Origin of the sequence: Stenotrophomonas sp. C3(2023) (genome assembly GCF_032911385.1) — a bacterium.
Lineage (GTDB): Bacteria > Pseudomonadota > Gammaproteobacteria > Xanthomonadales > Xanthomonadaceae > Stenotrophomonas.
In genome coordinates this window covers 954,162-975,392 of record NZ_JAWJLO010000001.1, presented here as the reverse complement: position 1 = coordinate 975,392, position 21,231 = coordinate 954,162, and the positions used below count along the sequence as shown (strand labels likewise).

The 21,231-nt window shown below is 67.9% G+C and carries 20 protein-coding genes; 7 read left to right on the top strand and 13 right to left on the bottom strand.

Annotated elements, in window-relative coordinates:
- Positions 1-25 precede the first annotated feature (25 nt).
- A complete protein-coding gene (locus RZA67_RS04240; RefSeq protein ID WP_317211365.1) occupies positions 26-919 on the bottom strand; it encodes a LysR substrate-binding domain-containing protein in 894 nt (297 codons plus the stop codon).
- 109 nt (positions 920-1,028) lie between these two features.
- On the opposite strand from RZA67_RS04240, the gene RZA67_RS04235 reads away from it, so the two are divergent.
- Positions 1,029-1,751 (top strand): SDR family oxidoreductase, encoded by a 723-nt coding sequence (locus tag RZA67_RS04235; RefSeq protein ID WP_317211364.1) that lies wholly within the window; start codon positions 1,029-1,031, stop codon positions 1,749-1,751.
- A 299-nt stretch (positions 1,752-2,050) separates the two neighbouring features.
- On the opposite strand, the gene RZA67_RS04230 is transcribed toward RZA67_RS04235, so the two are convergent.
- On the bottom strand, positions 2,051-2,431 hold the full coding sequence (locus RZA67_RS04230; protein WP_317211362.1) for a hypothetical protein: 381 nt from the start codon (positions 2,429-2,431) through the stop codon (positions 2,051-2,053).
- Positions 2,432-2,991: 560 nt separating this feature from the next.
- Between RZA67_RS04230 and mutS the strand changes: the two genes are divergently transcribed.
- From mutS to katG, 4 genes are all read left to right on the top strand, one after another.
- Complete coding sequence (gene mutS, locus RZA67_RS04225; protein ID WP_317213801.1) at positions 2,992-5,547, top strand: DNA mismatch repair protein MutS; 2,556 nt, start codon at positions 2,992-2,994, stop codon at positions 5,545-5,547.
- Positions 5,548-5,653: 106 nt separating this feature from the next.
- Entirely contained in the window at positions 5,654-6,778 is a 1,125-nt protein-coding gene (locus RZA67_RS04220) for an acyltransferase (RefSeq protein ID WP_317211361.1), read from the top strand.
- An 86-nt stretch (positions 6,779-6,864) separates the two neighbouring features.
- A complete protein-coding gene (locus RZA67_RS04215; RefSeq protein ID WP_317211359.1) occupies positions 6,865-7,479 on the top strand; it encodes a DUF937 domain-containing protein in 615 nt (204 codons plus the stop codon).
- A gap of 193 nt (positions 7,480-7,672) precedes the next feature.
- On the top strand, positions 7,673-9,910 hold the full coding sequence (katG, locus tag RZA67_RS04210) for a catalase/peroxidase HPI (protein WP_317211358.1): 2,238 nt from the start codon (positions 7,673-7,675) through the stop codon (positions 9,908-9,910).
- Positions 9,911-9,934: 24 nt separating this feature from the next.
- Here katG and RZA67_RS04205 read toward each other — a convergent pair whose 3' ends face one another.
- The 3 genes from RZA67_RS04205 to RZA67_RS04195 all read right to left on the bottom strand — a co-directional run bounded on the left by RZA67_RS04205 (position 9,935) and on the right by RZA67_RS04195 (position 11,944).
- Complete coding sequence (locus RZA67_RS04205) at positions 9,935-11,194, bottom strand: cellulase family glycosylhydrolase (RefSeq protein WP_317211357.1); 1,260 nt, start codon at positions 11,192-11,194, stop codon at positions 9,935-9,937.
- 99 nt (positions 11,195-11,293) lie between these two features.
- Positions 11,294-11,701, bottom strand: a complete 408-nt coding sequence (locus RZA67_RS04200; RefSeq protein ID WP_317211356.1) for a S4 domain-containing protein — start codon at positions 11,699-11,701, stop codon at positions 11,294-11,296.
- Positions 11,702-11,704: 3 nt separating this feature from the next.
- On the bottom strand, positions 11,705-11,944 hold the full coding sequence (locus RZA67_RS04195) for a hypothetical protein (protein WP_317211355.1): 240 nt from the start codon (positions 11,942-11,944) through the stop codon (positions 11,705-11,707).
- A 62-nt stretch (positions 11,945-12,006) separates the two neighbouring features.
- On the opposite strand from RZA67_RS04195, the gene RZA67_RS04190 reads away from it, so the two are divergent.
- The gene (locus RZA67_RS04190; protein WP_317211354.1) at positions 12,007-13,464 is read left to right on the top strand and encodes an MATE family efflux transporter; all 1,458 of its coding nucleotides are present in this window, start codon (positions 12,007-12,009) and stop codon (positions 13,462-13,464) included.
- Between the two features lie 558 nt (positions 13,465-14,022).
- On the opposite strand, the gene RZA67_RS04185 is transcribed toward RZA67_RS04190, so the two are convergent.
- The 8 genes from RZA67_RS04185 to ffh all read right to left on the bottom strand — a co-directional run bounded on the left by RZA67_RS04185 (position 14,023) and on the right by ffh (position 20,132).
- Positions 14,023-14,391 (bottom strand): DUF6404 family protein, encoded by a 369-nt coding sequence (locus RZA67_RS04185; RefSeq protein ID WP_317211353.1) that lies wholly within the window; start codon positions 14,389-14,391, stop codon positions 14,023-14,025.
- Positions 14,392-14,476: 85 nt separating this feature from the next.
- Entirely contained in the window at positions 14,477-14,884 is a 408-nt protein-coding gene (rplS, locus tag RZA67_RS04180; RefSeq protein WP_317211352.1) for a 50S ribosomal protein L19, read from the bottom strand.
- A gap of 153 nt (positions 14,885-15,037) precedes the next feature.
- Positions 15,038-15,796 carry a tRNA (guanosine(37)-N1)-methyltransferase TrmD gene (trmD, locus tag RZA67_RS04175; protein ID WP_317211351.1) on the bottom strand — a complete coding sequence of 253 codons (759 nt, stop codon included), beginning with the start codon at positions 15,794-15,796 and terminating at the stop codon, positions 15,038-15,040.
- Complete coding sequence (gene rimM, locus RZA67_RS04170) at positions 15,796-16,308, bottom strand: ribosome maturation factor RimM (protein WP_317211350.1); 513 nt, start codon at positions 16,306-16,308, stop codon at positions 15,796-15,798. Before rimM ends, trmD begins: the two co-directional genes overlap by 1 nt.
- A gap of 43 nt (positions 16,309-16,351) precedes the next feature.
- Positions 16,352-16,612, bottom strand: coding sequence for a 30S ribosomal protein S16 (gene rpsP, locus RZA67_RS04165; protein ID WP_005415733.1), 261 nt, complete (start codon positions 16,610-16,612; stop codon positions 16,352-16,354).
- A gap of 92 nt (positions 16,613-16,704) precedes the next feature.
- Positions 16,705-17,493, bottom strand: a complete 789-nt coding sequence (locus RZA67_RS04160; protein WP_317211345.1) for an aminotransferase class IV — start codon at positions 17,491-17,493, stop codon at positions 16,705-16,707.
- Positions 17,490-18,563, bottom strand: coding sequence for a nitronate monooxygenase (locus RZA67_RS04155; RefSeq protein WP_317211344.1), 1,074 nt, complete (start codon positions 18,561-18,563; stop codon positions 17,490-17,492). Before RZA67_RS04155 ends, RZA67_RS04160 begins: the two co-directional genes overlap by 4 nt.
- A 192-nt stretch (positions 18,564-18,755) precedes the next feature.
- Positions 18,756-20,132: a signal recognition particle protein gene (ffh, locus tag RZA67_RS04150; protein WP_317211343.1), complete on the bottom strand. Its 1,377-nt coding sequence runs from the start codon at positions 20,130-20,132 to the stop codon at positions 18,756-18,758.
- Positions 20,133-20,252: 120 nt separating this feature from the next.
- On the opposite strand from ffh, the gene ccsA reads away from it, so the two are divergent.
- Entirely contained in the window at positions 20,253-21,050 is a 798-nt protein-coding gene (gene ccsA, locus RZA67_RS04145) for a cytochrome c biogenesis protein CcsA (protein ID WP_317211342.1), read from the top strand.
- Positions 21,051-21,231 lie beyond the last annotated feature (181 nt).

The window sequence follows — 21,231 nt, the reverse complement described above, 5'->3', positions numbered from 1 at the left end:
CGGATGCGCTACGTCTGGCACCGGCTCACGCGCGTCGATCCATCTCCTGCCGCTGGCGGACATGCTCAACCAACGCCCTCAGTTTCGGCGCCATGTTGCGGCGCTGCGGAAAATACAGGAAGAATCCGGCAAACGGGGCCAGGTAGTCGGTGAGCAAAGGGACCAGATCGCCGCTTTCGATGTACGGCAGAAACGTGGACTCCGGTGCGAAGGTAATCCCGCCGTCGGCCAGGGCGGCGCGGATCATCAACCGCAGATCATTGGTGGTGATCTGCGGATCAACTGCCACGCTGAAGGGTGTTCCGTTCTCGACAAACTCCCACCGGTACGGCGCCGCGTGGGGTGACGGCCGCCAGCCGATGCACCGGAAACCGATCAGCTCACGCGGATGGCTGGGCCGGCCATATGTGGCCACGTAGGCGGGCGAGGCAACGGCGATCTCGCGCTGCTCGCCGGTCACGGCCACCGCCACCATGTCCTGCTCGATCACCTCGCCCAGCCTGACGCCCGCATCGAAGCCGGCCGCCACGATGTCCATTTCCTCGTCGGTCACCGTGATGTCCAGCGTGATGCCCGGATGCGCAGCGGCGAACGAGGCAACCAGCGGACCGGAAAGAAAACTCTCCGCGATGGAAGATACGGCGATCCGCAGCAGCCCTTTGGGGCGATCGTCGAGCGCGGTCAGCTCCATCGCACTCTGGATATCGGCCCACGGCTGCGACAGGGAATCGCGTAAGGCCATGCCTGCCTCCGTCAGGTGCATCGACCGCGTGGTCCGGGTCAACAGTGCGACCCCCAGCGCATCTTCCAGCTTCCGCACCGCCTGGCTGACGGCCGAGCGGGTGACCCCCAGGCGATCCGCCGCCGCGCGGAAATTACGCTCTTCAGCCACCGCCAGGAACAGCGGCACCAGGTTCATATCGATCGCCATTGGTTACCAGCGCTAATCAGTTTGTCCAATCGCAGGAGAATGTCATAACCGATCGACAGTGCCTATCTTTGTTGGACACCAACGAGAGGCAGCAGCTATGGACAAGGTCGTAGTCATTACCGGCGCATCCAGTGGCATTGGCGAAGCCATCGCCAGGGAGCTCAGCCGCGCAGGCGCCAAGGTCATGTTGGGCGCGCGTCGACGCTCGAAGATCGACGCGGTGGTCGCTGACATCCGGCAGGCCGGGGGCATCGCCGAAGGCCGCGACGTGGACGTCACCGATCGCCACGCAGTGCACGCTCTGGTTCACGCGGCGCTGGAGACCTGGGGCAGAGTCGACGTTCTGATCAACAACGCCGGCGTCATGCCGCTCTCGCCGTTGTCGGCCGGCAAGCTCGACGAGTGGGAGCAGATGGTGGATGTGAACATCAAGGGCGTGCTGTGGGGCATCGGCGCGGCGCTGCCGATCATGGAGCAGCAGGGCAGCGGCCAGATCATCAACATCGCCTCGATCGGCGCGCTGCAGGTCGTCCCCACCGCGGCAGTGTACTGCGCGACCAAGTTCGCGGTGCGCGCCATCTCCGACGGACTGCGCCAGGAGAGCGACCGCATCCGCGTCACCTGCCTCAACCCCGGCGTGGTCGAGAGCGAACTCGCCGCGACCATCACCCATGCACCGACACGCGAGGCGATGGACGCCTACCGCGCGATCGCGCTGAAACCGCACGACATCGCCGTCGCGGTCAGGCACGTGATCGAAGCGCCGGACAGTGTGGACACCACCGAAGTGACGATTCGCCCGACCCGGTCTCCGAACTGAGCAGCTCACCGGCCAATTCACGGCAAACCTGCCGCGCTTGCACGCCGCCCACATGGCCTTTCGGCCAGATCGCGGTAAACCTGCCGCGCTCGCGCGCCGCCTTTGTAGCGCCGACCCCACGGTCGGCGGCTCGCCGGCCAGATCGCGACACCCCACCCGCGCTTGCGCGCCGCCCTTGTAGCGCCGACCCCATGGTCGGCGGCTCTCCGGCCACGTCGCGGCAAACCTACCGCGCTTGCGCGCGTTGCCGGGCAGAGCCCGGCACTACGCGGCTCTTCGCGCGCCGCACCTTCGCGGCATCACCGCTCCGCCAACAACCGCGACAGCGTCGCCACACTGCTCGCCTGAAGCTCAGCCAAGGTCCCCAACAGCGCGCGCAGGTCCTGCCGGGTCAAACCTTCAAGTTCCTGCCTGCAGCCCATGATGTCGGTCACCGCACTGCGCGCTGCTGCCACATCCGGCGTCTTGTCATGCAGCGGCAGCAGCGGCTCGGCCAACAGGGTGAGCAGCATCGCCAGATCGTCGCGACTGACCGGACAGAACGCCTCGGCAGGTGCCAGCAGACCAGCCACCGCGCGCAACGCGGCGGTTACCTGCGCACATTGATCCAGCGCGCGGTATACCGCCTGGCGCTGCGGCGAAGAAACAGAGAGGCAAGGCAGGTCGAGCGCTGGGCGCATGGAAGGTCCTCGAAGGCAGGCATGAGTGCCACCTCGGAAACCAAGGCGGCGGACGATGCGCGGTTAGCAGACCGGGAATAGGACCGGCAGGCCTTGCGGCCTCCGCGCACCGCCCGCCATGGAACATGGCAAGCCATGCCATCGCCGATACCCGGCACCGAAATGCCGGATATCGGCCGATGGCCGCTGGTGCGCCTACTCAACGGGCTGCTAAACCCGGTCGCCGAAGGAGTCGGCGACAGCCAGAACGCTACGGGAGCGACTTCACCAGCGTCAAAGAGCAGCGCGGTTGCGAGACCTCGACAGCCGTCAGTCCGTAGGGGTGAGGCTGGCGTGGCGCAAACCGGGATGCCATTAACGACATCCATGATAGCGCCAGGCGGTACGCGCTGCGTGGGGTCGGAGGCTCTCCGGCCAGGCCGCGGCAAACCCGCTGCATTGGCGACCGCGGCCCCTGCCCTACCCCTCCGGCTACAATGGGCGGCCCCGGCGCTGCGTTGCGCGCCGCTCAAGATGATGGCCGCCGCGTGACCCAGAAACAGCCCGAACACACCCCGCTGATGAAGCAGTTCTTCGCAGCCAAGTCCGAGTACCCGGACCTGCTGCTGTTCTTCCGCATGGGCGATTTCTACGAGCTGTTCTACGACGATGCGCGCAAGGCCGCGCGCCTGCTCGACATCACCCTGACCCAGCGTGGCAGCTCCGGGGGGGCGCCGATTCCGATGGCCGGTGTGCCCGTGCACGCCTACGAGGGCTACCTGGCGCGGCTGGTGGCGCTGGGCGAGTCGGTGGCCATCTGCGAGCAGATCGGCGACCCGGCGCTGGCCAAGGGTCTGGTCGAACGCAAGGTGGTGCGCATCGTCACTCCCGGCACGGTCACCGATGAGGCGCTGCTGGATGAGCGCCGCGACACGCTGCTGATGGCGCTCTCGCGCGGCAAGAATGGCTATGGCCTGGCCTGGGCCGACCTGGCCGGTGGCCGCTTCCTGGTCAACGAAGTGGACAGCGAGGATGCGCTGGAAGCGGAGCTGGCCCGCTTGGAGCCGGCCGAGCTGCTGGTGCCCGACGAGGACAACTGGCCCGCGTTCCTGCGCCAGCGCAGCGGTGTGCGCCGTCGCGCGCCGTGGCTGTTCGATGCGGACAGTGGCCGCCGGCAGCTGCTGTCCTTCTTCAAGCTGCATGACCTCAGCGGTTTTGGCATCGATGACAAGCCGCGTGCCACCGCAGCGGCCGGCGCCCTGCTCGGCTACGTCGAGGAAACCCAGAAGCAGCGCCTGCCGCACCTGACCTCGATCGCGATGGAGACGGCCAGCGAGGCCATTGCAATGAACGCGGCCACCCGCCGCCATCTGGAACTGGACACCCGCGTTGATGGCGATACCCGTAACACCCTGCTCGGTGTGCTCGACAGCACGGTGACGCCGATGGGCGGGCGTCTGCTGCGACGCTGGCTGCACCGCCCGCTGCGCCTGCGCGAGGTGCTGGTGCAGCGTCACCATGCGGTGGAAACGCTGATCGACCGCGGCAGTGATGCCGACATCCGCGAGCAGTTCCGTCGCCTGGGTGATCTGGAACGCATTCTTACCCGCGTGGCGCTGCGCTCGGCGCGACCGCGCGATTTTTCCACCCTGCGCGATGGTCTGGCACTGCTGCCGGCCGTGCGCGAGGTGCTCGCCCCGCTGGACTCGCCGCGCCTGCAGCAGCTGCATCAGCGGCTGGGCGAGCACGATGCATGTGCGCATCTGCTGGCCACGGCCATCGCCGAGATGCCGCCGCTCAAGCTCAGCGATGGCGGCGTGCTGGCCGATGGCTTCGACGCCGAGCTGGACGAACTGCGCCGGCTCTCCACCAACGCCGACCAGTTCCTGGTCGACCTTGAGCTGCGCGAGCGCGAAAGCAGCGGCATCGCCACGCTCAAGGTCGGTTACAACCGCGTCCACGGCTACTACATCGAGATCAGCAAGGGCCAGTCCGAGCGCGCGCCGGTGCACTACACCCGCCGCCAGACCCTGACCAACGCCGAGCGTTACATCACCGAAGAACTCAAGGCCTTCGAGGACAAGGTGCTTTCCGCACGCGAGCGTTCGTTGTCGCGCGAGAAGGCGCTGTACGAGCAGCTGCTTGATGAGCTCGGTGCCAATCTGGAGCCGCTCAAGCAGTGCGCGGCCGCGCTGAGTGAACTGGACGTGCTGGCTGCTTTTGCCGAACGCGCGCAGGCGCTGGACTGGTCGCGCCCGCAGCTGCAGGACGCGCCCTGCCTGAAGATCGAACGTGGCCGCCATCCGGTGGTCGAAGCGGTCCGCGAGCAGCCCTTCGAACCCAACGACCTGGACCTGCACAGCGACCGCCGCATGCTGGTCATCACCGGCCCGAACATGGGTGGTAAATCCACCTACATGCGTCAGAACGCGCTGATCGTGCTGCTGGCCCACATCGGCAGTTTCGTGCCGGCCAGCCGCGCGGTGATCGGCCCCATCGACCGCATTCTCACCCGCATTGGCGCTGGCGACGATCTGGCGCGTGGGCAGTCCACCTTCATGGTGGAAATGGCCGAGACCAGCTACATCCTGCATCACGCCACCGCGCAGTCGCTGGTGCTGATGGATGAGATCGGCCGTGGCACCTCCACCTACGACGGCCTGGCGCTGGCCGATGCGGTGGCGCGTCATCTGGCCTGGCACAACCGCTGCTACACGCTGTTTGCCACCCATTATTTCGAGCTGACCGCGCTGGCCGGCGAGCAGCATGAGGGCGGCCCCAGCGGCATCGCCAACGTGCATCTGGATGCGGTGGAGCACGGCGAGAATCTGGTGTTCATGCATGCGGTGAAAGACGGCCCGGCCAACCGCAGCTTTGGCCTGCAGGTGGCCGCGCTGGCTGGCCTGCCGCGGGCCACGGTGGCCCAGGCGCGGCGTCGTCTGGCCGAGCTGGAGCACCGCAGCGAGCACAGCCACGCCGCTTCCGGCACCCCGCAGGCGCTGGACGCGCCGCAGCAGTTCGGGCTGTTCACCGCCCCCTCCAGCGCGGCGCAGGAGGCCCTGTCAGCCATCGACCCGGACGAGCTGACCCCCAAGCAGGCACTGGAAGCGCTGTATCGGCTCAAGGCGCTGTTGTAGGCACGCCGGGCGGTTCGCGCGCGGGCGACACGCGCTGCCGCTGATGCCGCTTGTCGGCACAACCGCCAGCACCTGATGCTGGCCCCCCGTGCCTTGGGCCCTGTCCATGCGCCGTCTACCCCCCGATTACAACGCTGCAATCGATGGCCTTCGGGCCGTCGCGGTGGTCGCCATCATCCTGTTCCACCTTGATGCGCGCTGGTTGCCCGGCGGGCTGGCCGGGGTGGATCTGTTCTTCGTGATTTCCGGTTTCGTCATCTGCCGCTCGCTGGCCGCCGTGCCCTGCCCGCAACTGTGGCCCTGGCTGCTGGATTTTCTGCGCCGCCGCCTGCTGCGCCTGCTGCCGCTGCTGCTGGTCGTGGTGGTGGCGACCTTCGCTGCGGTGAGCTGGCACCTGCCCCGCGGCATCCTTGACGGCACCTACGAAAACACGGGCATTGCCGCCATGGCCGGGGCCAGCAATCTCGTGCTTGCCTGGAGTCTGGCCAGCCACCTGACCCCGTTTGCCGACGCCAACCCGTTCCTGCAGACCTGGCCACTGGCGGTGCAGGCGCAGTTCTACCTGCTGCTGCCGCTGCTGATCTTTGCCTGGCTGCACCGGCGCCCGGCGTGCTGGGCGTTGCCGGTGCTGGCACTGGCCTCGCTGCTGCTAGCCGCATGGCAGACCCAGGCCACACCGGCCTCGGCCTACTACCTGCTGCCCGCGCGGTTCTGGCAGTTCGCTGCTGGCGTCCTGCTGTACCAGCATCTGCACCGCCGCACGCTGCCGGGTGGCCGCCGCCACCAGGGCTGGGCCGGTCTGGCGCTGGTCCTGGCCGGACTGGCGATGGCGCGGCCGACCACGCTGCCCTTCCCGGACGGGGTGATCGTCGTAGCGGGCGCAGCGCTGCTGCTGGCCGCCTGCACGACGGCAAACGGCGCTGCGCCCCGGCTGGTGCGCTGGCTCGGTTGTGCCCCGCTGCGCTACCTCGGCCGGCTCGCCTACGCGCTGTATCTGGTGCACTGGCCGGTGCTGGTGCTGATGCGGGGCGACCAGCCACTGCCGCTTTCGGCACTGCCGGTCTACGTACCGCTGGTGCTGGGACTGGCCATGCTGGGACATCACCTCATCGAACAGCCGCTGCGCTACGGGCACTGGCCTTGGCAACGCGCCCCCTGGAGCGTGTTCGGGGCCACGCTGGCCGCCGTGGCGGTGAGTCTGGCACTGATCGGGCTGCTCGACGTCGGATAGGCTGCGCCAATCGGCACATGCAGTTCTCTTTTTGTTTCTGCATGCAGCGTTATGCTCGGCCGGTCATCACCCAACCGGAGCCGACCATGAACACATCATCGCTTGCCGCCTCATTGTTCCAGCAGCTGCAGCAGGGTGAGGGCCTGCAGCAGGTCGCGCAGAAGCTCGGGCTGGACACTGCCCAGACCCAGCAGGCCGTCGGCGCCGCCCTGCCGCTGCTGCTGGGCGCGCTGGGCAACAACGCCAGCCAGCCGCAGGGTGCGCAGTCACTGCTCAACGCCTTGCAGCGTGACCACAGCGCCGCTGCGGGCGGCGGTTTCGACCTGGGTGGGCTGCTGGGCAGCGTGCTCGGCGGCGGTGACAGCGGGAGTGCCACCAACGGTGCCGGCATCCTCGGTCACGTCTTCGGCGGCCAGAACGCGCAGGCCGCGCAGCTGCTCGGCAACAAGACCGGGCTGGGCAGCGGCAAGGCAGGCGAACTGCTGACGCTGCTGGCACCGATCGTGATGTCGTTCCTGGCCCAGCGGTTCGCCCAGCAGGGCAATGCCGGCGAGCTGGGCCAGGCGCTGGGCCAGGAAGCGCAGAGCGCGGGCATGGCCGGCGGCGGGCTGGCTGCCCTGCTCGACCAGGACGGCGACGGCAAGCTGGGCCTGGGCGATGTGATCAAGCTTGGCGGCAGCCTGCTGGGTGGACGGCGCTGAGCTGCCTGGGACGCTGCGCGATGTCGCGGCGCTTGGCATTGAGGCAGGCTATCGGAGCGCCTAAGCCTGCGCCTCGCCATAGCCCTTGACTATCAGAATAGTTGGATAAATCGAATTTACCGTTGTAACTGCGGTCTCTACTGTGGGCAGAAACCCACATCGCCACCTCGCGTCCGTCCACAGGTAGACACCCATGAAAAGCGAATCCAAGTGCCCCTTCCACCATGCCGCCGCCGGTGAAGGCACGCGCAACCAGGACTGGTGGCCCACGCAGCTGCGCGTGGATCTGCTCAACCAGCATTCGTCGCGCTCCAATCCGCTGGATGACGGCTTTGACTATGCCACTGCTTTCAAAGGGCTGGACTACGCGGCGCTGAAGCAGGACCTGACCGCGCTGATGACCGATTCGCAGGACTGGTGGCCGGCCGATTTCGGCCACTATGGCGGCCTGTTCGTGCGCATGGCCTGGCACAGCGCCGGCACCTACCGCATCGGCGATGGCCGCGGCGGTGGTGGCCGTGGCCAGCAGCGCTTCGCCCCGCTCAACAGCTGGCCGGACAATGTCAGCCTGGACAAGGCGCGCCGCCTGCTGTGGCCGATCAAGCAGAAGTACGGGCAGGCGATTTCGTGGGCTGACCTGCTGATCCTGACCGGCAACGTGGCGCTCGAGTCGATGGGCTTCAAAACGCTGGGCTTTGCCGGTGGCCGCACCGATACCTGGGAACCGGACCAGGACGTGTACTGGGGGCGGGAGACCACCTGGCTGGGCGGCGATGCGCGTTACCGGCATGGTTCGGAGGGCGTGGCCAAGGCCGGCGGCGTGCTGGTGGCCGACGATGTTGCCGACGGCGATGTGCACTCGCGCACGCTGGAAAACCCTTTGGCCGCCGTGCAGATGGGGCTGATCTACGTCAACCCGGAAGGCCCGGACGGCAACCCGGACCCGCTGCTGGCCGCACACGACATCCGCGACACCTTCGGTCGTATGGCGATGGACGATGAGGAAACCGTCGCGCTGATCGCCGGTGGTCACAGCTTCGGCAAGACCCATGGCGCCGGTCCGGCCGACAATGTGGACGTGGAGCCTGAGGCGGCGGGGCTGGAAAGCCAGGGCCTGGGCTGGGCCAACGCCTACCGCAGCGGCAAGGGTGCCGACACCATCACCAGCGGTCTGGAAGTGACCTGGACGCGGACGCCGGCGCAATGGAGCCACGACTTCTTCGAGATTCTGTTCGGCCACGAGTGGGAGCTGACCCGCAGCCCGGCCGGCGCCCACCAGTGGGTGGCCAAGGACAGCGAGGCGATCATTCCTGACGCCTACGACAGTAGCCGCAGGCACCGCCCCACCATGCTCACCACCGACCTCTCGCTGCGCATGGACCCGGCCTATGAAAAGATCTCGCGCCGCTTCCTGAACGACCCGCAGGCATTTGCCGATGCGTTTGCCCGCGCGTGGTTCAAGCTGACCCACCGTGATATGGGGCCGCGCTCGCGCTATCTCGGCCCGGAAGTGCCTGCCGAGGAATTCATCTGGCAGGACCCGCTGCCCAAGGCCGCAACACCGCTCATCGATGCGCGGGACATCGCCACGCTGAAGCAGCAGATTGCCGCCACCGGCCTGGGCGTCAGCGCGCTGGTGAGTACCGCGTGGGCCTCGGCTTCAACGTTCCGCGGCTCGGACAAGCGTGGCGGCGCCAACGGTGCACGCATCGCGCTGGCTCCGCAGAAACACTGGGCGGTGAATCAGCCAGAGCAGCTGGCGCGCGTGCTCGCCGTACTCGGCAAGATGCAACAGGACTTCAACGCGGCCGGTGGTCTCCAGGTGTCGCTGGCCGATCTGATCGTGCTCGCCGGCGGCGTCGGCGTGGAGCAGGCAGCGAAGGCGGCCGGTTTCGAGGTCAGCGTGCCCTTCACGCCCGGACGCACCGATGCCACGCAGGAACAGACCGACGTGGCCTCGTTCGCGGTGCTTGAGCCGGTGGCCGATGGCTTCCGCAACTACGTCAAAGGCCGCTACAGCGTCCCCGCCGAGGTGCTGCTGGTGGACAAGGCGCAGCTGCTCACGCTGACCGCGCCGGAGATGACCGTTCTGGTCGGTGGCCTGCGCGTGCTGGGCGCCACGGTCGATGGCAACGCACAGGGCGTGCTCACCGACACCGTGGGTAGGTTGAGCAACGATTTCTTCGTCAACCTGCTGGACATGGGTACGCAGTGGCAGGTGCGAGGCGATGGCTACATTGGCATCGACCGCAGCACCGGTGCCACGCGCTGGACTGCCAGCCGCGCCGACCTGGTGTTCGGCTCCAACGCCATCCTGCGGGCGCTGGCCGAGGTATACGCCAGCGCCGATGGCCAGAAGAAGTTCGTCCAGGATTTCATCGCCGCCTGGAGCCGGGTGATGGAACTGGACCGCTACGACCTGCACGCATAAGCACGCTGGCTCCGCCGGCGAGGTTCACTCGCCGGCGGCGATGCCTGCCTGCAGCCGCTCCAGAATCGGCGCGAACACCGGGTTGGGGCCACGCGGAGCCTGTGGCACTTCACCCTGCGCCTGTGCCTGCCAGTACGACCACGGCAGGCGCTTGTTCCCGATCTCGTAGTCCATCCCGTCCCAGCCGTCCTCGCGGAAGGCATAGAACGCCCAGTGCAGCCGCTCCTGCTCGGCCACCGCCAGCACGTCGCGCAGGTAGGCAGGGCAATCCGGCCACTGCCGCATGCAGCCGAACTCGGCCACTACCAGCCGGTTCGTCGGTACCCCGTGGCGTTGGGCCCACTGCACGGGACGGCGCAGGTAGCGCGCCACCTGTGCGGCGTCCCAGCGCTGCTCGCCACCGGCATAGGGCACCACCGCCGGGTAGCGCCAGGGCACCTCGCGCTTCTGGTTCGGCGCACTGGTCGCCGCATACGGCTCGTACATGTGCACCGCGTACAGCAACGCGGCGTCGTCCAGCGGTTCGGGCCAGTAGTCGAAGGCATCGGCAGCGGCGTACCAGCCCGCATCGAGCATCAAGGGCGTCTGCGCGTCGACGCTGCGCACCGCCGCGATCAGGCCGGCATAGAACCGGCGCAGGTCACGCGGTCCGTCCTGCTCGCGCTGGTACCACTGCTGCATGGCCGCAGCCGACGCATGCTCGGCCAGGCCACTGCCCAGTTCGGGCGCTGGTTCGTTGATGAGGTTGTAGGCCACCAGCGCCGGGTGGCCGCGCAGCGCCCGGGCCAGGTCGCGCCAGAAGGCCTGCGCGGGCCGCTGGTTCTCCAGCGATTGCCACAGCCGCTGGTCGGGGCGGTCATCGTTGAGCTGTTTCCAGCGCAGCAGCGGCAGCGACAGCGGCACCAGCACCACGCGCAGGCCCGCTGCGTGCGCGTCGTCGAGTACCCGGCGCAGCACCGCCAGATCCGGTGCGACCAGACCCTGGTAGTGGTCCGCATTGCCGATCAGGAAGTCGCGTCCGCCATGCCCCTTCCATTTGTCCGGCGCCAGACGCACCCAGGTGGCCCCGGTAGCGCGCAGGGCGTCGAAGTAGGCACGGTCCGGTGGCTGCACGTTCATGCTGTTGGCCCCGCGCTGCGGCAGGGTCCAGAATGCCAGCTGCAGGTTGCCCTCCGGCGCGCTCAACGGCACCGCCGTTACCTGCGCCGGCTCCGACGGGCGGCTGCAGGCGGCCACGGCCAACAGCAGCAGCGCGGCGGCGACCGCCTTGAACATGCGCTCCATGATGACTCCCACGTGTAAAGCGCAAGTCTGGCGGCCGCTGCAGGCGGCGGTAAATGCGAAAAACTGTAAACAGGACGCGGCTGCAGCCGCATCGGCAAATCACAGCGCGTCGATATCACCCAGCGCACGGATCAACCGCCGTGCGCGCTTGTCCGGCTTGTGTTCCGGCGGCTGGAAGCCATCGCGCGCAGCGATGCGCAGCGCACGCACCTCTGCGCGCCGCGCCTTGGAGGCCTCGCTTTCCGCATACAGCAGCTGCGCCACCGGCGCCGGCCCGCGCTGGTCGCTCAGGCCCTGCACCTGCACCTGGAAATGCTCTTCGCCACGGTCGATCTCCAGCTGCTCTCCCACGCGTACCGCGCGCGAGGACTTGGGTCGCTGCCCGGCCACGGCCACCTTGCCGGTTTCAATGGCCTGCTTGGCCAGACTGCGTGTTTTGAAGAACCGCGCGGCCCACAGCCAGATATCCAGGCGCACGCTTGCCGTTGGCAGGGTCAGATCACTCATCTATCAATAAGGTCGCTTGTTCAAGGGTCGGGGATTGGCCGGGTCGGTGCGGCAGCCGGTGCCTCCCGGCAGAGACGGCACGCCGGCCGACAGGTCCTGTCGCTGGCTGCCCACCTGGCACTCGGGGCGATCGCTGGGCCGCGCCTGCGGATCATCGAACCGGCCTGTGCTGGAACATGCGGCCAACGCCAGCGCGATCAAGGCCAGCGCAGGCAGCCGCTTCAGCAAAAGGTTGGCGGGCATTGGCACACTCCACGCACGGGCTTGGTGCTAGTGTGCGCCCACCCCCGCCCGATCTCCAGCCCATGGCAAAAGCGCCACTCGACCTGACCCACGGCCCGATTGGGCGCAACCTGCTGTTGTTCTCGCTGCCCATCCTGGCCGGCAACATCGCCCAGTCGCTCAACGGCTCGGTCAACGCGATCTGGGTCGGCCGCTTCCTTGGCGAGGCGGCGTTGACCGCCACCGCAAACGCCAACAACATCATGTTCTTCCTGATCGGCTCGGTGTTCGGCATCGGCATGGCCGCCACCATTCTGATCGGCCAGGCCATCGGCGCGCAGGACATCGCGCAGGCGCGGCGGGTGATGGGCACCAGCGCAACGTTCTTCATCAGTCTGTCGGTGGTCATCGCGGCAGTGGGCTGGTTCATCGCCCACCCCATTCTGGAAGCGATGGGCACCCCGGCGGCGTCACTGCCGCTGGCCGAGGCCTACCTGCGCATCATCTTCCTGGCCACGCCAACGCTGTACGCGTTTGCGTTTCTGTCCTCGGCACTGCGCGGCGTGGGTGACTCGCGCACCCCGTTCCGGTTCCTGCTGCTGTCGGTGGCGCTGGACATCGTGCTCAACCCGCTGCTGATCTTCGGCGTAGGCCCGCTGCCCGAGCTGGGCATTGCCGGTGCAGCCTGGGCCACGCTGGTGGCCCAGTCGCTGTCGCTGCTGGGTCTGCTGCTGTACATGCGGCACAAGCGCCATGTGCTGTGGCTGGGCCGTGCCGATATGGCGCTGTTCAAGGTGGACCTGCGCATTCTCAAGGCGCTGGTGGTCAAGGGCGTGCCGATGGGCCTGCAGATGGTGCTGATCTCGCTGTCGATGATCATGCTGATGACGATGGTCAATCAGTACGGCACCGCCACCGCGGCCGCCTACGGGGCGTCGCTGCAGCTGTGGACCTACGTGCAGATGCCGGCGATGGCCATCGGTGCGGCCTGCTCCTCGATGGCCGCGCAGAACGTTGGGGCCCAGCAGTGGGACCGCGTGCGCGGCACCGCGCGCAAGGGCGTGCTGTTCAACTTCCTGCTGACCGGCGTGCTGATCCTGCCGATCGTGCTGCTGGACCGCTACAGCCTGGCCCTGTTCCTGCCCGACGGCAGCCAGGCGCTGGACGTGGCGCGCCACCTCAACCACATCGCGGTGTGGTCGTTCCTGTTCTTCGGGGTGAGCTTTGTGATCTCCGGCGTGGTGCGCTCGACCGGCGCGGTGCTGCCGCCGCTGCTGATCCTGGCCGCCGCACTGTGGGGCGTGCGTGTGCCGTTTGCCGAAACGCTGCAGCCGTATCTGGGTGCCGACGCCATCTGGTGGAGCTTCCCGGCCAGCTCGCTGGTGTCGATGCTGCTGTCGCTGGCGTATTACCGCTGGGGCGGCTGGCGCCGCGCGCGTATGCTGGCCCCTGCCACGCCGGAGCCGGCCTTGGCCGCACCCGCGGAAGTGCCGGCGTGCCCGCCCTCGCCGGTGGCCGACCCGGACCCGGTCACCCGGTAGCGCCAGGCGCGTAGTGCCGGGCTTCGCCCGGCTGCTCTCCGGCCAGATCGCGACCAGACCGCGCTGCGCGCTTGCCGGGCAGAGCCCGGCACTACCGGGCACGGCTGCGCCGCTCGAGCGTGACGACCAACGGTCGTCACCTACCACCAGCGGCGGGCGGCCGCTCGTCGGCCATATCGCGAGGATCTGCGCCGGTAGGTGACGACCGTTGGTCGTCACAGCATCTGCTCACCGCGCCGCGCGCCGCGCGCCAGGCGCGTAGTGCCGGGCTCTGCCCGGCTGCTCTCCGGCCAGATCGCGACCAGACCGCTCTGCGCGCTTGCCGGGCAGAGCCCGGCACTACCGGGGCACGGCTGCGCCGCTGGAGCGTGACGACCAACGGTCGTCACCTACCAACAGCGCTAGCCGAGCGTGCGGGGGCCATATCGCGAGGATCTGCACCGGTAGGTGACGACCGTTGGTCGTCACAGCATCTGCTCGCGGCGTTGCGCGCCCGCCACGTAATGCCGGGCACGGCTGCGCCGCTGTTGGCCGGGCGTCGGTGAGAATGCGTGGTCCTCAGTACGGCAGATCGCTCCAGCGCTGCAGCTTACGGCGGCGGCGCCAGAAATGCATGTACAGCGCCATCGCTGCACCGAACAGCACGCCAGCCATCAGCGCCGAGCCGGCCGCGAGCATCGGCGGCATCTGCATGCGCTGCCAGAACGCCAGCCACATGAAGGCGCCCCAGGTGATGCCGAAGAAGCTGCCCATCACCAATGCATTGGGAAGCATGCCGGCCAGAATCGGCGGCGGCAGGTTCACCCCGCACCGCCACAGCAGGCGATGCAGCAACGGTGCCGAATGCCGGCGGGGGATACCGGCCTGATCGAGGTACTGCAGCGCCGCGCGCACGCGCGGCGGATAACGGTGGTGTGCGTCGTTCATAAGGCGAACGTAACGCTGTCGGCAGCACAAACGCAAACGGCCACCCGAAGGTGGCCGCTGCGGCAATAACCGAGGTTGTTGGAAATTACTGGGCAGCCTTCTCGGCCAGGCGGGCAGCCTTGGCCTGGGCAGCAGCAGCCAGATCTTCCTTGATGCGGGCAGCCTTGCCTTCCAGACCACGCAGGTAGTACAGCTTGCCGGCGCGGACCTTACCACGACGCTTCACTTCGACCGAGTCGATGATGGCGCTGTGGGTCTGGAAAACGCGCTCGACGCCGTAGCCGTGCGAGATCTTGCGCACGGTGAACGAGGAGTTCAGGCCGCCGTTCTTGGTCGCGATCACAACGCCTTCATAGGCCTGGACGCGCTCGCGGTTACCTTCCTTCACCTTCACGTTGACAACAACGGTGTCGCCCTGGCTGAACTTCGGCAGTTCGCGGGTGATCTGGGCGGATTCGAATTCCGCGACGATGGACTTGTTCAGCTTGCTCATGGGTTACACCGATTCTCGTTCGGGTGGTTGTGTCGTTCGACAACGTGGGCTCATGCAGTCACCGGACTGTGCTGCACGTTTGTTATGGATACAGCGCGCGCAGCCGTGGGCTGGCGTCAAGCAGGCAATGATAGCCCACTCCGGAGCGGGGTGCTAGGGGGTGGGCGTACCCTGCAGGCCTTGCCGGGCCTGCTCCAGCAGCTGGCGGTCGGCCTTGGAAAGACGGGCCTCGTCCAGCAGTTCGGGGCGGCGCTGCCAGGTGCGCAGCAGCGACTGCTGGCGGCGCCAGCGGGCGATGGCTGCATGGTTGCCCGACCGCAGCACTTCGGGCACCTCACCCAGCGCATGCTGGGCCGGTTGGCTGTAATGCGGGCAGTCCAGCAGCCCCAGTTCGCCTTCAAAGCTGTCCTGGGCGGCCGACTCAGCATCATTCAACGCACCTTCCTGCAGGCGGGCCACCGCGTCGATGATCACCGCCGCGCCCAGTTCGCCCCCGGAAAGTACATAGTCGCCGAGCGAGATTTCCTCATCGACCTGGCTGGCCAGGAAGCGCTCGTCGATGCCCTCATAGCGGCCGCACAACAGAATCATCCGCGGCAGCGCGGCCAGTTCACGCACCCGGCTCTGGGTGAGCGGGCGGCCCTGTGGGCTGAGGTAGATCACCGGTGCCGGCGCCGGGTCGGCCATGCGCACCGCGTCCAGGCAGGCCTGCAACGGTTCGATCAGCATCACCATGCCCGGGCCGCCGCCAAACGGACGGTCGTCCACACGGCGGTAATTGCCTTCGGCGTAGTCGCGCGGGTTCCAGCCATGCAGGCTGAACAGCGATTTCTCCTGCGCACGCCCGACCACGCCCAGTCCTGCGGACTGGGCGATGAACTCGGGAAACAGCGTGATGACGTCGACGCGCATCAGAACTCGGGGTCCCAGTCGACCACGATCAGGTTGGCGTCGAAATCCACCGAAACCACAACGTCCGGCTGCAGCCAGGGGATCATCCGCTCGCGGTCACCGCGCACCACGACCACGTCGTTGGCGCCGGTGGAGAACAGGTGCGACACCTGGCCCAGGGCCACACCATCGACGGTGCGGACATCCAGGCCTTCAAGATCGACCCAGTAGTATTCGTCCGGCTTGGGCGGCGGCAACGCGCTGCGTGCCACGTAGATTTCAGTGCCGTGCATCGCTTCGACCACATTACGGTCGTCGATGCCGGGGAAGGTGGCCACCAGCGCCTTGCCACCATCGCGGCCACGGGCACCGGTCAGCGTCGATTCCTGGCCCGACGGGCTGCGCAGGATCCACGGCTGATAACGGAAAATGGCGGAACGAGGCTCGGTCCAGGACTCGAGCTTGATTTCGCCGCGCACACCAAAAGCGCCGACAATCCTGCCTAACAGGATGCGGCGCTCGGTATCTTTCATCTGCGTCTACCAGATGGGCCGCGGCGGGCGCGGCCCTTCAGGATCAGGCCGCAGCGGCCTGGGACTTGGTCGCTTCCTTGATCAGGTTGCGAACCTTGTCGGTCGGCTGCGCGCCGTTCTTGACCCAATGGTCAACGCGGGCCAGGTCCAGCTCGATGCGCTTCTCGGCGCCCTGGGCAACCGGGTTGTAGAAGCCAACGCGCTCGATGTTGCGGCCGTCGCGCGCGCTGCGCACGTCGGTCACGATGATGTGGTAGAACGGACGCTTCTTGGCGCCGCCGCGGGTCAGTCGGATCTTGACCATGGTGATGTTTTCCTTGTTGCCCAGTCGCCAGGATGGCGCGGTAAGCCGGCGATTATAGCGGCGACCCGCGCGGCGGGCAACCGCCCCGGCCGCTAGGGCTGCAAGGGGTTCCACGGCACCGCAGCCAGCACCGCCCTCGCCTGCCCGGCCAGCGCGGACGAGCCGGCCAGCACGTGGTCGTCGATGGCGGCCAGTGGCCAGATGCCGCTGGCGTTGCAGGCAAACGCAGCGTCCACGCTGTCCAGCTCGTCCAGCCCCAGCGCCTGCCAGCGCGAGGGACCTGACCAGCCGGCCTGCAGCAGCGCTTCGGTGGTGCCGCGCAGGGCGTCGGCCTGCGGCCACAGCAACTGTCCGTCACGCTGCACGGCCAGGTTCCAGGTGGTGCCTTCGCTCAACCGCCCCTGCGCGTCCAGCAGCAGCGCATCGTCGAAGCCGGCGGCCATCGCCGCACGCCGCTGCGCGAACAGCCCGAAGGTGCCCACATGCTTAAGCGCCGGCCACTCGCGCTGCCAGCGCACGCTGCGCACCCGCGCTGGGGCCTGCAGCGTGACCGGCGGCGCCACTGCGACCAGCACGTCCACCGGCACCGCCGCCAAGGGCTCGCGGAAGCTGAAGCACGGGGAAAAAACAGTCACCCGCAGCGATGCGGCGGGCATCCCTGCCTGCTGGACCGCCTGCGCCATCCATGCCCTCACCTGTGCGGTATCCAGCGTGGATCCAAACAGCGCCTCGGTGCCGTAGGCGAGCCGCTGCAGATGCAGGGCCAGGCCCTGCACCGCCCCGTCGCGGACCTGCAGGGAGGTGAAGTGGCCGTAGTTGACCAGCGCCGGAGCCAGGTCGGCGCCGTTGGCGATGCAGCCGTTGCAGGTCAGCACGTTCACAGCAGCGCCTGCGCCTGCTGCCACCAGCGCTGCAGCAACACGGCAGCCGGTTCGGCCGGCGCCATCCAGGCCGACTGCCCGGCCCACGCCTGCAGCGCATCGAGATCGTTTTCGCGCGCCGCCTGCGCCCGCATCGGTGCGGTCAGACCACGCTGCACCGGATACGGACGCGGCGGCGGTGCCCCCTCGGCGGCAGCCGCCTGCACGTACGCGGTGGCCAGGCCACGGCCGAGGCGGCCACTGAACGCACGTGTCGGACAGGTATCTTCCGGCTCGGCGCGGGCCAGCGCATCAGCCCAGGCCGGCGCGATGCCGGCTTCCGGGCTGCGCAGCAGCGCGGTCCCGATCTGCACGGCGCTGGCACCCAGTGTCAGTGCCGCTGCAATGCCACGACCATCGGCGATGCCACCGGCGGCGATCACCGGCACCTGCAGGTTGTCGGCCAGGCGCGGCAGCAGCGCGAACAGGCCCACCAGCTGGCGCTCGGCGTTGGCCGGATCAAACGCGCCACGATGGCCGCCGGCCTCCACGCCCTGCGCCACCACGGCATCGGCACCGGCATCCTGTGCGGCGCGCGCTTCGGCCAGCGTGGTGGCCGTGGCGAACCAGGCGATACCGGCGTCCCTGAGCTGCTGTACCTGGTCGTGGCGGAGCACCCCCATGATGGTCGAGGCCACCGTCGGCCGTGCGCGCAGCAGCGCAGCAAACTGTGCGTCGAAGTCCGCTGGCGTGGCGTCGGCCGCGCTTTCGCTTACCGGTGGCCCCCATTGCGCAAGAAAGGCGCGGCTGGCCGCTTCTGCGTCACGGTCACGCTGCGGCGGCGCATCGGGCAGCCACAGGTTGATCTGCGCCGGACCCGTGGAGAGCGCACGGAACTGCTGCATCCAGCTGCCGATGTCGTCGGCGCTGGAAAGCACCGCGCCCATCGCGCCCATGCTGCCGGCATTGGCAGCGGCCGCGGACAACGCGACCGGGCAGGCACCGGCCATCGGAGCCAGCAGGACGGGGCTGGAGACGCCGAAGCGTTGGCAGAATGCGTCTATCCGGGAGGCAACAGCGCGATTGTGCATGGTGGGCAGTCAACCCGTGCAGCGAGGGGCCCCCATGGTGCGCCGCGCGCGTGGCAACGTCGAGCGCTGGGTAGCCGACCCGATGGTCGGCTGCTCTGCATACCGTAGGCGATTGACCCCAACACGCTGCGCGCGTGAGCCGACCGTCGGGACGGGTCTACCGGCGCGGCATGGCCGCACCCCTGCGGCAGGTCAACGGAACGGCAGGCCGCGGCCGCCCATGGCACCCATCATGCCCTTCATGCTGCGCATCATGCCCTTCATGCCGCCGCCGGCCATCTTGCTCATCATCTTTTCCATCTGCATGTACTGCTTCATGAGCTTGTTGACGTCGGCCGGGGTCACGCCCGAGCCCTTGGCGATGCGCGCGCGGCGCGAGCCGTTGAGCAGGTTCGGGTTGCGCCGTTCCTTCTTGGTCATCGAGCCGATGATGGCGATCATGCGCGGCACATCCTTGCCCTGGCTGACCTGCTGCTTGAGATGGTCCGGAATCTGGCCCAGACCCGGCAGCTTGTCCATCAGGCCGCCGATGCCACCCATGTTCTGCATCTGCTCGAGCTGGTCGCGCATGTCGTTGAGGTCGAACTTCTTGCCCTTGGCGACCTTCTCGGCGAGCTTGGCCGCCTTGTCCTTGTCGACCTTCTGCTCGACCTGCTCCACCAGCGACAGCACATCGCCCATGTCCAGGATGCGGCCGGCCATGCGCTCGGGATGGAACACATCCAGGCCGTCCGGCTTCTCGCTGACGCCAACGAACTTGATCGGCTTGCCGGTGATGTAACGCACGCTCAGCGCGGCACCGCCCCGGGCATCACCGTCGGTCTTGGTCAGCACCACGCCGGTCAGCGGCAGCGCTTCACCGAACGCCTTGGCGGTGTTGGCCGCGTCCTGGCCGGTCATCGCATCGACCACGAACAGCGTTTCGGCCGGGTTGACCGCGCTGTGCAGGGCCTTGATCTCGGCCATCATCGCTTCGTCGATGGTCAGACGGCCGGCGGTATCGACCAGCAGCACGTCCACGAACGAACGGCGCGCATCGTCGATGGCCGCGCGCACGATGGCTTCGGGCTTCTGCTCGGAAGTGGAGGGGAAGAACAGCACACCGACCTGCTCGGCCAGCGTCCTGAGCTGCTCGATCGCCGCCGGACGGTAGACGTCGGCCGAGACCACCATCACCTTCTTCTTGCGCTTTTCCTTCAGGTGCTTGGCCAGCTTGCCGACCGTGGTGGTCTTGCCGGCCCCCTGCAGGCCTGCCATCAGGAACACGGCCGGTGCCGGCACGTTGAGGTTGAGGTCGCTGGCCTCAGCGCCCATCACGTCGGTCAGCTCGTCGCGGACGATCTTGATCAGCGCCTGGCCGGGGGTGAGCGACTTGAGCACTTCCTGGCCGACGGCGCGCTCTTTGATGCGCTCGACCAGCGCCTGCACCACCGGCAGTGCCACGTCTGCTTCAAGCAGGGCGATACGGACTTCGCGGGTGGCCTCGCGGATGTTGTCCTCGGTGAGGCGGCCGCGGCCACGCAGGCGCTCGATGGTGCCGGAAAGGCGCTGGGTCAGGGACTCGAACATGCGGTGGCCTGTCTGCAAACGGGGAACAAAGAGACTGACAGTATAGCGGCTCGGGCCTGACTGCCGGGATGCGACACGGCGGCCGTCGCCTCGGCCGGGCCGCTGTGAGAAACTGCAGCGATGACACTCGTTCTCATCGCTGCCCTGCTCTACCTGACCGCCTCGGCCCTGCTGGTGCGCGGCGTCGGCAGCGACCCCGGGGTACGCCAGCACGGCTGGCAGTGGGCGGCACTGCCGGCCATGGCCCTGCATGCGGGGTATCACGTGCAGGTGGCCCTGACCACCAGCGGCGGACCGGACATGCATTTCTTCGCCGCGCTCTCGCTGGTCGGCCTCGGCATGGCCGCGCTGACCAGTCTGGTCGGTGTCCGCGGTCAGATGGCAGCGTTGGGCGTAGTGGTGTTCCCGATGGCCGCCCTGCTGCTGGCCGCCTATCACGGGTATGGCCACGAACCGAGCAAGGTGCTGGGCTGGCGCCTGGCCAGCCATGCCTGGCTGGCGCTGCTGGCCTACGCCACGCTGAGCATTGCCGCATTGCTGGCCATCATGCTGTGGCTGCAGGAGCGCGCCCTGCGCCGGCGGCAGTTCCAGCCCTGGCTGCGTGCGCTGCCGCCGCTGACCGAGCTGGAATCGCTGCTGTTCCGGGTGATCACCGTGGGCTTTGCGCTGCTCACGCTGACGTTGGTGACCGGCGTACTGTTCGTTGATGATCTGCTGGCGCAGAAGCTGGTGCACAAGACGGTGCTCAGCGTGCTGTCGTGGCTGGTGTTCGGCGTGCTGCTGGTCGGCCGCCGTCGCTATGGCTGGCGCGGCCGCAAGGCGGTGCACTGGACGCTGACGGCGATGGTGCTGCTGGGACTGGCGTTTTTCGGCAGCCAGTTCGCCATCGAGCTGGTATTTGGCCACACCACGCGCTGACGCGCGCAACGACGGCATCGTGCCCTCGGTAGGTGACGACCGTTGGTCGTCACGCTTTTGAGCGACCCGGACATCAAACGGCAAAGGCGTGACGAACAACGGTCGTCACCTACCAGAAGCGGAGCATGACGACCAACGGTCGTCACCTACCAGAAGCGGAGCATGACGACCAACGGTCGTC

Bases quoted from the DNA above. Each gene is read 5' to 3' on its own strand.
- RZA67_RS04240 (WP_317211365.1), bottom strand. From the start codon at position 919: ATGAACCTGGTGCCGCTGTTCCTGGCGGTGGCTGAAGAGCGTAATTTC.
- RZA67_RS04235 (WP_317211364.1), top strand. From the start codon at position 1,029: ATGGACAAGGTCGTAGTCATTACCGGCGCATCCAGTGGCATTGGCGAA.
- RZA67_RS04230 (WP_317211362.1), bottom strand. From the start codon at position 2,431: ATGCGCCCAGCGCTCGACCTGCCTTGCCTCTCTGTTTCTTCGCCGCAG.
- mutS (WP_317213801.1), top strand. From the start codon at position 2,992: ATGAAGCAGTTCTTCGCAGCCAAGTCCGAGTACCCGGACCTGCTGCTG.
- RZA67_RS04220 (WP_317211361.1), top strand. From the start codon at position 5,654: ATGCGCCGTCTACCCCCCGATTACAACGCTGCAATCGATGGCCTTCGG.
- RZA67_RS04215 (WP_317211359.1), top strand. From the start codon at position 6,865: ATGAACACATCATCGCTTGCCGCCTCATTGTTCCAGCAGCTGCAGCAG.
- katG (WP_317211358.1), top strand. From the start codon at position 7,673: ATGAAAAGCGAATCCAAGTGCCCCTTCCACCATGCCGCCGCCGGTGAA.
- RZA67_RS04205 (WP_317211357.1), bottom strand. From the start codon at position 11,194: ATGGAGCGCATGTTCAAGGCGGTCGCCGCCGCGCTGCTGCTGTTGGCC.
- RZA67_RS04200 (WP_317211356.1), bottom strand. From the start codon at position 11,701: ATGAGTGATCTGACCCTGCCAACGGCAAGCGTGCGCCTGGATATCTGG.
- RZA67_RS04195 (WP_317211355.1), bottom strand. From the start codon at position 11,944: ATGCCCGCCAACCTTTTGCTGAAGCGGCTGCCTGCGCTGGCCTTGATC.
- RZA67_RS04190 (WP_317211354.1), top strand. From the start codon at position 12,007: ATGGCAAAAGCGCCACTCGACCTGACCCACGGCCCGATTGGGCGCAAC.
- RZA67_RS04185 (WP_317211353.1), bottom strand. From the start codon at position 14,391: ATGAACGACGCACACCACCGTTATCCGCCGCGCGTGCGCGCGGCGCTG.
- rplS (WP_317211352.1), bottom strand. From the start codon at position 14,884: ATGAGCAAGCTGAACAAGTCCATCGTCGCGGAATTCGAATCCGCCCAG.
- trmD (WP_317211351.1), bottom strand. From the start codon at position 15,796: ATGCGCGTCGACGTCATCACGCTGTTTCCCGAGTTCATCGCCCAGTCC.
- rimM (WP_317211350.1), bottom strand. From the start codon at position 16,308: ATGAAAGATACCGAGCGCCGCATCCTGTTAGGCAGGATTGTCGGCGCT.
- rpsP (WP_005415733.1), bottom strand. From the start codon at position 16,612: ATGGTCAAGATCCGACTGACCCGCGGCGGCGCCAAGAAGCGTCCGTTC.
- RZA67_RS04155 (WP_317211344.1), bottom strand. From the start codon at position 18,563: ATGCACAATCGCGCTGTTGCCTCCCGGATAGACGCATTCTGCCAACGC.
- ffh (WP_317211343.1), bottom strand. From the start codon at position 20,132: ATGTTCGAGTCCCTGACCCAGCGCCTTTCCGGCACCATCGAGCGCCTG.
- ccsA (WP_317211342.1), top strand. From the start codon at position 20,253: ATGACACTCGTTCTCATCGCTGCCCTGCTCTACCTGACCGCCTCGGCC.